Annotated in this window: 10 protein-coding genes and 1 tRNA gene; 6 read left to right on the top strand and 5 right to left on the bottom strand. The window is 59.2% G+C overall.

From position 1 onward, the window contains the following. The first annotated feature begins 34 nt into the window (after positions 1-34). From G8764_RS14165 to G8764_RS14190, 6 genes are all read left to right on the top strand, one after another. Positions 35-1,537, top strand: a complete 1,503-nt coding sequence (locus G8764_RS14165) for a cytochrome c oxidase subunit II (RefSeq protein WP_166165317.1) — start codon at positions 35-37, stop codon at positions 1,535-1,537. Between the two features lie 132 nt (positions 1,538-1,669). Then, a complete protein-coding gene (gene ctaD / locus G8764_RS14170) occupies positions 1,670-3,472 on the top strand; it encodes a cytochrome c oxidase subunit I (RefSeq protein WP_166165318.1) in 1,803 nt (600 codons plus the stop codon). Next, positions 3,469-4,143: a cytochrome c oxidase subunit 3 gene (locus G8764_RS14175; RefSeq protein WP_166165319.1), complete on the top strand. Its 675-nt coding sequence runs from the start codon at positions 3,469-3,471 to the stop codon at positions 4,141-4,143. The genes ctaD and G8764_RS14175 overlap by 4 nt, the downstream gene beginning before the upstream one ends. 34 nt (positions 4,144-4,177) lie before the next feature. After that, positions 4,178-4,936 (top strand): heme-copper oxidase subunit III family protein, encoded by a 759-nt coding sequence (locus G8764_RS14180; RefSeq protein WP_166165320.1) that lies wholly within the window; start codon positions 4,178-4,180, stop codon positions 4,934-4,936. A 21-nt stretch (positions 4,937-4,957) separates the two neighbouring features. Continuing rightward, the gene (locus G8764_RS14185; protein WP_166165321.1) at positions 4,958-5,314 is read left to right on the top strand and encodes a cytochrome C oxidase subunit IV family protein; all 357 of its coding nucleotides are present in this window, start codon (positions 4,958-4,960) and stop codon (positions 5,312-5,314) included. Between the two features lie 165 nt (positions 5,315-5,479). Next, the gene (locus G8764_RS14190) at positions 5,480-6,166 is read left to right on the top strand and encodes a sensor histidine kinase (protein ID WP_166165322.1); all 687 of its coding nucleotides are present in this window, start codon (positions 5,480-5,482) and stop codon (positions 6,164-6,166) included. A 122-nt stretch (positions 6,167-6,288) separates the two neighbouring features. Here the strand turns inward: G8764_RS14190 and G8764_RS14195 are convergent, their stop codons facing one another. The 5 genes from G8764_RS14195 to G8764_RS14215 all read right to left on the bottom strand — a co-directional run bounded on the left by G8764_RS14195 (position 6,289) and on the right by G8764_RS14215 (position 11,523). Next, entirely contained in the window at positions 6,289-6,843 is a 555-nt protein-coding gene (locus G8764_RS14195; RefSeq protein ID WP_166165323.1) for an NAD/FAD-utilizing enzyme, read from the bottom strand. 566 nt (positions 6,844-7,409) lie between these two features. Beyond that, the gene (glcF, locus tag G8764_RS14200; protein WP_166165324.1) at positions 7,410-8,648 is read right to left on the bottom strand and encodes a glycolate oxidase subunit GlcF; all 1,239 of its coding nucleotides are present in this window, start codon (positions 8,646-8,648) and stop codon (positions 7,410-7,412) included. Positions 8,649-8,661: 13 nt separating this feature from the next. Beyond that, positions 8,662-9,756, bottom strand: coding sequence for a glycolate oxidase subunit GlcE (glcE, locus tag G8764_RS14205; protein WP_166165325.1), 1,095 nt, complete (start codon positions 9,754-9,756; stop codon positions 8,662-8,664). 12 nt (positions 9,757-9,768) lie between these two features. Next, positions 9,769-11,280: an FAD-linked oxidase C-terminal domain-containing protein gene (locus tag G8764_RS14210; protein WP_166165326.1), complete on the bottom strand. Its 1,512-nt coding sequence runs from the start codon at positions 11,278-11,280 to the stop codon at positions 9,769-9,771. 166 nt (positions 11,281-11,446) lie between these two features. Further along, positions 11,447-11,523, bottom strand: a tRNA-Pro gene (locus tag G8764_RS14215). Between the last annotated feature and the right edge of the window lie 152 nt (positions 11,524-11,675).

Genomic DNA, 11,675 nt, shown 5'->3' on the forward strand with positions numbered 1-11,675 from the left:
GTTTATACTGGCCCCACACAAGGACAACAAGATTATGGCTATAGCAATCGCGCTCGCCATTATTGCGGTTGCCTCGGTGCTATTTCACTTCTGGAGCCCCTGGCAAGCAACCCCGCTGGCATCCAACTGGAGCGCCATCGATCTCACCCTGACCATAACCCTTTTGGTCACAGGTTTCTTTTTTGTCGCAATTACAGGGTTCATGGCCTACGCCGTGTACCGCTTCCGTCACCACGCCGGCAACCGCGCCCACTACGAACCGGAAAACAAAAAACTCGAGTGGTGGCTTATCGGCCTGACTTCCATCGGCATTGCCGCCATGCTGGCGCCCGGGCTGGTGGTGTACGATAAATTTGTCCATGTACCCGAAGACGCTTACGAGCTGGAGGTGGTGGGCCAGCAGTGGCTCTGGCGCTACCGCTTTCCCGGCGCCGACGGCGTGCTCGGCACCGCCGATGTACGTCATATCAACAGCGACAACCCCCTCGGCATCAACCCCGATGACCCCAATGGCCAGGACGACATCCTGATTGAAAGCAACGATGTGCACCTGCCCATCGATCGAGCGGTGAAGTTTCTGCTCCGCTCGCGGGATGTGCTGCACGATTTTTACGTACCCCACTTTCGCGCCAAGATGGACATGGTGCCGGGCCTGGTGTCCTATTTCTGGGCCACCCCCACCCGGCTCGGCACCTTTGAAATACTCTGCGCCGAACTGTGCGGCGTCGGCCACTACAATATGCGCGGCAACGTCATCGTCGACACTGAAGCCGACTTCAATGACTGGCTGCAACAACAACCCACCTTCGCCCAAACCCTGGCGCGTAAAAGCAGCGGCGGTCTGGTGGAACAGGGGCGGCAACTGGCACAGGGCAACGGCTGCCTGGCCTGCCACAGCGTTGACGGCAGCCGCGGCCTGGCCCCCACCTGGCTCGACCTGTTCGGCAAAACCGAAACGATCAAGGACGGCAGCCAGGTGATCGTGGATGCGGCCTACCTGAAGGAATCCATCGTGGCACCGGCGGCCAGTATCGTACAAGGTTACCCACCGGTGATGGTGGCCTACAATTTCAGCCCTGAGCAACTTGACGCGCTGGTGGCCTACATTCAATCACTGCGCAGCGATGTGCCGCCCGCCAGTCACCCCGATCAAGCGGGCGCCAGCAGCGACCGGTCCCCGCCCGCAGCGGAGTCGACCGACACGAGCAAGACCAGCACTGCCGCTGCCAGCGCCGCTGCCGACCCCGTCGCCGAAGGTCGCGCCATCGCCACCGCCCAGGGCTGCCTCGCCTGTCACAGCCTGGACGGCAGCCGCGGCGTGGGGCCCAGCTGGAAGGGCTTGTACGGGGCTACCGAAACCCTCAGCGACGGCAGCCAGGTGACAGTGGATACCGCCTACCTGAAAGAGTCCATCACCCACCCCAATGCCAAAGTGGTCGAGGGTTACGCCGCGATCATGCCCGCCTATGCGCTCAGCGACGCGCAACTGGAGGCGTTGATTGCCTTTACCCGCTCGCTGGGTGAGGCGACCCAGTGAACAGGCGATAGATAAGGGTCGGGTGACCTGAGGCAGCTCAGGTCAACGACTGTCCCGTTACCTGAATGCACCCCGCGTGCTGCATTCAGGTGTGAGTGAAGCAGAGTTTCCCGATGCCAAGAGGTGTACCGTATGGCCTACGCCGAAGATGCCGAACATCAAGCACTGCACGAGCCCCGCAGTTACTGGACTCGCTATATCTGGAGCCAGGACCACAAGGTTATCGCCATCCAATACTCGTTGACCGCCATCGTCGCCGGCCTGGTGGCGCTGGTACTGTCGGCCCTGATGCGCATGCAAATCGGCTTTCCCGGCAGTCTCGAATTTGTCGACGCCGAGGCCTACTACCAGTTTATGACCATGCACGGCATGATCATGGTGATCTACTTGCTCACCGCCCTCTTTCTCGGCGGCTTTGGTAATTACCTGATCCCGCTGATGGTGGGCGCCCGGGATATGGTGTTTCCCTACGTCAATATGCTCAGCTACTGGACCTACCTGCTCAGCGTCATCATCCTGCTGGCCAGCTTTTTCGTGCCGGGGGGGCCCACCGGTGCCGGCTGGACTCTCTATCCGCCCCAGGCCATCAGCCAGGGTACGCCGGGTACCGACTGGGGCATCGTGCTGATGCTGGTGTCGCTGCTGGTGTTTATCGTCGCCGCCACCATGGGTGGCCTCAACTACGTCACCACGGTTTTGCAGGCCCGCACCCACGGCATGACCCTGCTGCGCATGCCGCTGACAGTGTGGGGTATTTTTTCCGCCACCATCCTGGCCCTGCTGGCGTTTCCCGCGCTCTTTGTCAGCGGCATTATGATGCTGTTCGACAAGGTGTTGGGCACCAGCTTCTTTATGCCGGCCATGATCTCCATGGGCCAGCAACTGGACCATGAGGGCGGCAGCCCGATTTTGTTCCAGCACCTGTTCTGGTTTTTTGGTCACCCGGAGGTCTATATCGTCGCCCTGCCGGCCTTTGGCCTGGTGTCCGACATTATCAGCGTGCATGCGCGCAAGAATATCTTCGGCTATCGCATGATGGTGTGGGCCATCATCGCCATCGCCGTGCTCAGCTTTGTGGTCTGGGCGCACCATATGTACGTCAGTGGCATGAACCCCTACTTCGGTTTCTTCTTCGCCACCTCCACCCTGATCATCGCCGTGCCCACCGCCCTCAAAGTCTACAACTGGGTGCTCACCCTGTGGCGCGGCGACGTGCACCTGACCGTGCCCATGCTGTTTGCGCTGGCGTTTATCCTGACCTTTGTCACCGGCGGCCTGACCGGGTTGTTCCTCGGCAATGTGATTGTCGACATTCCCCTCTCCGACACCTACTTCGTGGTGGCCCACTTCCATATGGTGATGGGGGTTGCGCCGATCCTGGTGGTGTTTGGGGCCATCTACCACTGGTACCCGAAGATCACCGGCCGCATGCTCAATGACACCATCGGCAAACTGCACTTCTGGATCACCTTTATCGGCACCTACCTGATCTACTTCCCCATGCATTACCTCGGCTTTCTCGGCATGCCGCGGCGCTACTACGATTACGAGGGCATCGCGTTTATCCCCCAATCCGCCCACGACCTCAACGCCTTTATTACGGTTATGGCCCTGACCGTGGGCCTGGCGCAACTGCTGTTTGTGTTCAACATGTTCTACAGTGCCTTCAAGGGGCGGCCCGCCGAGGCCAACCCTTGGCACGCCACCTCGCTGGAATGGCTGACACCGCAGACGCCGCCGGCCCACGGCAACTGGGGGCCCTCACTACCGGTGGTGCACCGCTGGGCCTACGACTACAGTGTGCCCGGCTGGGAGCAGGATTATGTTCCCCAGACCGAACCGCTGCGCCCCGGTGAGACAGAACACACCGGCATCGCCAGCGACAGCAGCCCGCTCGATAGCACTGACAGCAGCATTGCGGAGGGCAAACCATGAGCACCGCTACTCCCCGGCCAGCGCCGGAATTGAACCCGTTTGACAGGCCGCCACTCGCGTCTCGCTCCGCTGCGGCCGAATCCGCCAGCATCGGCAAAACCGGTCTGCGCTTTTTACTGGCTGTGGTCACCTCACTGTTTATGCTGCTGATCGTCGCCATGCTGATTCGCTCCCAGTACGCGGATTGGGAATCCCTCACCGAACCCTGGCAGCCGCTGGCACACCCCTGGTCACTGTGGGTGAACAGCGCCCTGTTGCTGTTGGCCAGCGTGGCACTGCAGTGGGCCAGGAGCGCCGCGCGGCGCCAGGACCAGGCGGCCATGGTCAACCGCCTGGCGCTGGGCGGAGTGCTTTCCTGCGGCTTTGTCGCCGGCCAATTGTGGGTCTGGCAACTGCTCCACGGACAGGGGTTTGGGGTAGCGGGCAACCCGGCCAACAGTTTCTTTTACCTGCTCACCGGTTTGCACGGCTTGCACATTGTCGGCGGCCTGCTCGCCTGGGCCAAAGTCCTGCTGGCGGCGCGTTATCTCAACACCGCGCAACTGGCGGCGCGGGTAGAACTGTGCGCCACTTACTGGCACTACTTACTGGGGGTCTGGCTGGTACTGTTTGCCCTGCTCACCAGCTCTCCACAAACTTTTCGCAGCTTCGCCAGCCTGTGCGGCTTTTAAGCGGCTGCGGTTATCAACCTTGAGGTAGCTCCCGATGGCTACACCCACAGCAAGCTCGACCGTTACCCCGACCGGCAACACATCGCTCACTGTGCGCGCCTGGCGCGAACTGAACAGCGACTGGGGCTCCGACAAAGAGGCCTTTAAAAATGTGCCCTGGGGCAAGGCGATGATGTGGATCTTCCTGCTCAGCGACACCTTTATTTTCAGCTGTTTCCTGATCGGCTATATGACAGTACGCATGACCAGCACCGACCCGTGGCCGCTGACCAGCGATGTGTTTGCGCTGGAGATCGCCGGCCAGCACATCCCCCTGATCCTGATCGCCATCATGACCTTTATTCTCATTACCAGCAGCGGCACCATGGCCATGGCGGTCAATTACGGCTACCGCGGCGACCGCAAAAAAACCGCCGCCCTGATGCTGACAACAGCAATACTGGGCGCCTCCTTTGTCGGCATGCAGGCGTTTGAATGGACCAAATTGATCGAGGAGGGCGTGCGCCCCTGGGGCAACCCCATGGGGGCGGCACAGTTCGGTGCCTGCTTCTTTATGATCACCGGTTTTCACGGCCTGCACGTCTCCATCGGCGTGCTTTACCTGAGCATTGTCGCTTTCAAAGTCTGGCGCGGGGACTATGAATCAAAAAGCATGGAATCAAAAGGAATGGAATCAAAAAGCGCGGCGCCGACGGACGGGCGCAACTACCAGATCGTCGAAATCACCGGCCTTTACTGGCACTTCGTCGACCTGGTGTGGGTGTTTATCTTTGCCTTTTTCTATCTCTGGTGACTGCTATCTTTGGTGACTGCTATGCAACCTTCTCACACAACCCCGGCCGACAACACCCAGGCACACGGCCAACAGCACCCCATCGGCCTGTACCTGAAAATCTGGGGGCTGCTATTTGTGCTCAGTACCCTGTCCTACATGGTCGATTACTTTCACCTGCAGGGTTACTTGCGCTGGTTCCTGATCATCACCTTTATGCTGCTCAAAGCGGGCCTGATTGTCGCGGTGTTTATGCATATGCTGTGGGAGCGACTGGCGATCATCTACGCCATCCTGCTGCCACCACTGTGCCTGCTGGTGTTTATCGGCTTGATGGCGGCCGAGGCCGACTACACGTTTCTCAGCCGGGTGGTGTTTTTTGGCCGGGGGCCGCAGTAGCCAGGCATGAATTGACGCACCGCTTGTTAACCAGGGCAAAATAAACGGTAATAATCCCAATGCGCCACGCGTTATACTGGTAGAAAGGCTTGAGTCAGGGTCCGCAATGGTTGTAACAGCTCGATTCAGCGCCTTGGTAGTCGTCAACCGAGTGAGTAAGGGGTTATGGAAAACGGTTCGCAAGCAGGGGCACCCCGGGGTAAAGCCGAAGGCTTCGATATTGCCAGGGAGCGAGAGATTTACCATCGCATCCAAAACGACTTGCAGGGCCTGGTGACGCTGTTACACGGCAATATCCTTCAGCACCCCGAGTCTGCGCGCTTTCTACAGACACCGTTAAACCACTTGATGAGCGTTGCCCTGATCTACCGGCTGCGCAGCTTCAAGCGCAATATGCGCGTCAACATACTGGCTCTGCTGGAGGCCACTCGCGAACGCCTGCTGCCGGAGACAACCCTGCAACGCCTCGAAGACAGCAGCGTGGAGCCGCCGCTAATCGCTGAAAACAAGGAAGTGGTACTCGCCCTGATTCTGCACCAGCTGCTCTCAAATGCGATCAAGCTGAGCCTGCAACAAGCGCCCCCAGGGCAACCACCAGAGATTGAAGACAAGAACACCTTAATCAGTCTGCAGCTCGCGCAGCAAAACGAGTTCATCCATTATGAAATTCGCAACCGCGCTACTGCCCTGCCACCCGGGTTCGATTTCAAGCGCGGCCTAGGGCTGGGTGACGATCTTGAGCTGGTTCGCTCTATACTGCCGCACGACGGCGCTGAGCTGGATATTTACCAGTCTGGCGACGAGGTGGTCACCGAATTGAAACTCAGCCCGCCGGTGCTCGAAGCGCCCTGAATTGCGCCGCGCCCACAACGCCCCTTCAGAAGCCCCATTGCTTCGGGAAGCAACTACACAAATACAAGAGACCGTGCGCTGATGCAGCGACGGCCCCGTTTAATCTGCCCGCTCTTTCTCGCTCAAGGCATGGTTTTGACGAACTTGCGAAACCGGTTTTGCCAATGAATCACCCAGCGAGGCCGCGATTCGCCACTGCCGGCTGACTTCAGCGGATGATTGCGAACAATCCTGTGTAAAGTCGATTCCTGCTCACCCTCTATGTCCACGAACAGCACATGACGGCCTTCTTTTAACTCCTTCTCGAAGCGTTTGAACTGGTAGTTCGGCTCCTGTATACCCAGAAAGCCCCCTTCCCAAGTGCAAAAGCCCAGTATCACCACCGCCAGGAAGATAAATGGTACCCACCCTGCTGCGGTTTGCGTGAGACCGCTAAAGTAAGCAATGGCCAGAATTGCTGCGGCGGCGCACACGCCGACCAGAGCGCCGATCTCCATGGAGTGAACCACATCTTTCTTTAATACGGCTTCAACTTCGTTGAGATGGTGGTTCTCAACTTCATTGTCGCGCTCACTGAGCACATGAATTTGCGGTTTGGTGATCCCGCTGCCGATTAATTCGCTTTCAACCGCTTCCAGATCATCAAGATTATCACTGAGGTAATAGAATCTTTTCATACCACACCCTCTCCTGTATTTCGGAATGTTTAAGGTGGATTCAAGCCTTAGACCGCTAATTACCGGAAAAACTTCAACGTCAACTTCCGTGGTATGACAACTCCCTTCCTCACTGTACAGCAACAAATCACTGTGATGCTGTTGCTGGCGTGCTTGCTCGCCGGTAAACCACGCTCACAACGCCCTGGTACTTCTGTCGCTGTTCGACGTGCAGCTTCGACTTGTAACCAATAACACAAGCTCGAACCGTGATGCCAATAAGAAGCGATACTTAGGCATTGTGCAGTTATTTCTTTTTAGTCTATCGCTCCCTATGGAACCTGAATTTGCATTCAGATTTCATTGGCATGCTGGTATTCCTTATTCCTGCACTACCAAAGTTTCACAGCACTAGGCTCTTCATGTATTACTACGCACCTCTGCAGAGTTTGTATCACTGCTCTCGTGGAAAGATTCACTGCAACTGTGTTAAGGGCACCTCTAATAATTGATATTTTCCCGATGCAGCGTTGCGACTGCTTTTGTTGTCGGCACGGGTTGCCCATCAAAATAACGCGGCGCCTGCCTTAATCAGGAGCCACTGCGTCTGCGACCAAAGCCTCATCGATAATTTCAATCCAGTGCTGCACCGGAATCCCTGCTGCACTGCCCAAATGCAATTGGCAGCCGACATTGGCGGTCACAATTCGGTGCGGATTATCCACCCTCAGCGCTGCGACCTTGTTGGCCAGTAATTGCTGGCTCAGGGCTGGCTGCAGGATCGAGTAAGTACCCGCTGAACCACAGCACAAATGTGAGTCGCGGGTTTGTGCCAGCGGAAAACCCAGGCTAGCAAGAATGTTGTTCACCGTATCGGGCAACTGCTGGCCGTGCTGCAGGCTACAGGGGCAGTGCACCGCGATTTTTTGATCCCTGTGTTGCAGTTGCAACACCGACAAATCCTCTGCGGCGACAACTTCACTCAGGTCCAGTGTCAGCGCACTGACGGCTTTGGCTTTTTCCCCATAGACCGGATCGGCCGCCAGCAACCGGCCGTACTCCTTGACCATGACGCCACAACCGGACGCCGTAACCACCACCGCCTCGGCCCCCTGCTCGACCAGCGGCCACCAGCTGTCGATGTTACGGCGGGCAAAGTCCAGCCCCTCATCGGACTGCGACAAGTGGTAACTGAGTGCGCCGCAGCAACCGGCCCCGGAAGGCTCCAGCAGGGTAATACCCAGCTTATCCAGCACCCGTGCAGCGGCGATGTTGGTATTCGGTGTGGCGCCGGGCTGGACACAACCGGCCAGCGCCAGCATAACTCGAGCATGACGCTGCTGCGGTCGGCGCGCAGGAATTTGCCGGGCTGGTATTTTGTTGGCCACTGCTGCCGGTAGCAGTGGTCGCAATAAGTGTCCGATGCGCAACAGCGGTGTAAAGCGAGGGGCATAGGGCAGTACCTGCCGCATTCCCCAGCGCACCAGTCGTTGCCGCCAGGGACGCCGCTGCTGCTGTTCCATTATCTCGCGACCGATGTCCGCCAGCCGTCCGTATTGCACGCCGGAAGGGCAGGTGGTTTCACAGGCACGGCAGGTTAAACAGCGATCCAGGTGGGTGCGGGTCTTTTCCGTCGCCGAACCCTCCTCCAACAACTGCTTGATCAGGTAGATGCGACCGCGGGGACCGTCGCGCTCGTCACCCAGCAGTTGGTAGGTCGGGCAGGTGGCGGTGCAGAAACCGCAGTGGACGCAACTGCGCACAATGGCCTCGGCCTCCTCGCCCTGAGCCGTGCCGAGAAACAGCGGGTGTAAATCGATCTTCATGTTTTTTCTCCGCCTATAACCAGGCGTACATACGACCGGGGTTAAACAGCCGGGCCGGATCAAAGGCCGCTTTCAGGCGCTGGTGCAGCGCTTGCAGCGGCGCCGCCATCGGCGGAAAAACCTCGCCACTGCGGTCGCCGTGACGAAAGCCACAGACCTCGCCGCGCCCGGCAGGCACCAGCTCATTTAACGACTGCAGGCTATGATCTGCACTGCGCAACCAGCGCTGGGCCCCACCCCAGTCGATCAGCCAGTCGGCCCCGGGCAACAGGTGGCTAAGGCTGCTACCCACAGAGAAACGCCACAGGGGTGAGTCGCCGCTAAAAAACTCCAGCTGCTGTTCGCGCAACTGGCTCCAAAAGCGATTGTCAGCAGGCAGACTCGAGGTACCGGGGTAGTCTCGGCAAATCCCGGTAGCCGCGCTCTCCACCGCCGCTGCTGCCCCGGCAAAACGCAAATACAGTTTGCCCTGCAGCCAGCAAGCACCAGTTAACGGCAGCGACCGGCAAGACAGCCGGTTTATAATCTCGATCCCGCGCTGGGCACTGTCACACTCGCTCACCAGGCTCAGGCTGGCGGCCGGCCGCGGCATTACCTTGATGGAAACCTCGGTGATGATGCCGAGACAACCCATAGCTCCGGCCTGCAAGCGGGACACATCGTAACCGGCGACATTCTTCATCACCTGACCACCAAAGCGCAGCTGTTCGCCGTTGCCATTAATCAGCCGCAAACCCAGCACCATGTCTCGTACCGAACCACGCCAGGGCCGCGACGGTCCCGACTGGTTGCAGGCCAGGGTGCCACCGATACTGGCGTCAGCGCCAAACCCCGGCGGCTCGAACGACAGCATCTGGCCCTGTTCCTGCAACACCGCATTGATCTCCGCCAATGAAGTACCAGCCCGGGCGGTTAGCACCAACTCTTGCGGCTGGTAGCTGACGATTCCCTGGTGTGCGGCGACGGCAATAGCCTCGCCCCGGGCATGGCGCCCATCAGCATGGCGCCCATAAAAAGCTTTGCTGCCGCGGCCGACAATGTTGAGCGACTTGCCCTCGGTACGGGCAGTATTGACCTGTTCGACCAGCTGCGCAGTAATATCCGCCATCACTGCGATGCCTTAGCGGTGGCGGACGGCGGAGTTGCCGGTCGGCCGATCGTTGGGCTCAGTACCGTGGCCCAGCGCACGATACTCCTGGCAATGCTTCAGCAGGGGTACGCCCTTGCCGGGGTTGAGGGTGCCGGCCGGGTCAAAAGCAGCCTTGATGGCGTGGAATTGGGCCAGCTCGAGATCGCTGAACTGCACCGCCATTTGCCGTATTTTTTCCACCCCCACCCCGTGCTCACCGGTGATGCAGCCCCCGACTTTGACGCACAGCGCCAGGATTTCGGCGCCAAACTGTTCGGTCCGGGTAAACTCGCCAGGCACACTGGCATCGAACAGGATCAGCGGGTGCAGGTTACCATCGCCGGCGTGAAACACATTGGCCACCCGCAAACCGTAGGATTGCGACATTTTTTCCATCTCCTCCAGCACATAGGCCAGTTGCCCGCGGGGAATGGTGCCGTCCATGCAATAGTAATCGGGCGAGATTCGACCCACCGCCGGAAAAGCGGATTTACGTCCTTTCCACAGCAGCGCCCGCTCCGCCTCATCGCGGGAAACACGAACAGAAGTGGCGCCCTGTTGCTGGAAAATTTGCTCCACCAGCAGCGCGTATTCCGCCACTTCCTCGGCCGAGCCGTCCAGTTCGCACAACAGCAGGGCGTTGGCGTCGGTTGGGTAACCAGCCTGGCAGAATGCCTCTGCCGCAACAATGGCGTGGCGGTCCATCATCTCCAGCCCGGCGGGAATAATACCCTGCGCAATCACCGCACCCACTGCATTGCCAGCCGCCTGCACCGTGTCGAACGCCGCCATCACCAGCCGCGCCTGGGCGGGTGCGGGCAGGAGCTTGACGGTAATTTCCGTCACCACTCCCAACAGGCCCTCAGAGCCGTTAACCAGTGCCAACAGGTCAAAACCGGCGCTGTCGAGCGCCTCACCGCCGAGCCGGATACTCTCTCCCGCCACCGTGAGCAACTCCACGCCCAGCACATTGTGTACGGTCAATCCGTATTTCAGGCAGTGCACACCGCCGGAGTTTTCCGCCACATTGCCGGCAATGGTGCAGGCGATTTGGGACGAGGGATCGGGCGCGTAATAGAGACCGAAGGGCGCGGCCGCCTCACTGATACTGAGGTTGCGCACCCCCGGTTGCAGCCGCGCCGTGCGCGCCTCGGGGTCAATTTCCAGAATGCGATTGAGCCTGGCCAACGACAACAACACCCCGTCCGGGTGAGGCATGGCGCCGGCACTCAAGCCGGTGCCGGCGCCCCGGGCCACCACCGGAATATGCCGCTGGTGACAAATATGCAATACCCGCTGCACCTGTGCTGCGGTCTCCGGCAACACCACCAGCAACGGTTGCTGGCAGTACATGGAGAGGCCGTCGCACTCGTAGGGGCGCTGGGTTTCAGGGTCCGCAATCACAAAGGCGGGGTCGATAAACTCGCTGAATATCGCTGCCAGTTCAGCGCGGCCGGGCGCGCCTGTTGGGCTGGTAGTGCTGCTGGAGCCGTCTGTATGCATGGCGACTGGCCTATGGTAAATGGCTTAGGCAGTAACAAAAAACTTTGCGGGGCAAGTGCATCAGGACAACTACAACCGGACAGCTATAACCGGACGATTGCAACAGGACAGTTGCGGCAGGGCAGGCGCCGTCGAGCAAGTACACACATACGACGCCGGGGCAAATTGGTCGGAGAGACAGGATTTGAACCTGCGACCCCTGCCTCCCGAAGGCAGTGCTCTACCATGCTGAGCTACTCTCCGTTAATGGTTCCGGACCGCTATTGAATCCGGAGCGGCGCTGGTGACAGCGCGGCCGCCATTTTACTCTGTTCGGCCACCCTTGATGCAATGATTTTTTGGTTTATATTTTTGCTCCGACGCTCTGCCACCCTGTCTGGCAAAGTGCCGCACAA

The sequence above is a fragment of the Pseudomaricurvus alcaniphilus genome (genome assembly GCF_011440395.1).
Taxonomy (GTDB): domain Bacteria; phylum Pseudomonadota; class Gammaproteobacteria; order Pseudomonadales; family Cellvibrionaceae; genus Pseudomaricurvus; species Pseudomaricurvus alcaniphilus.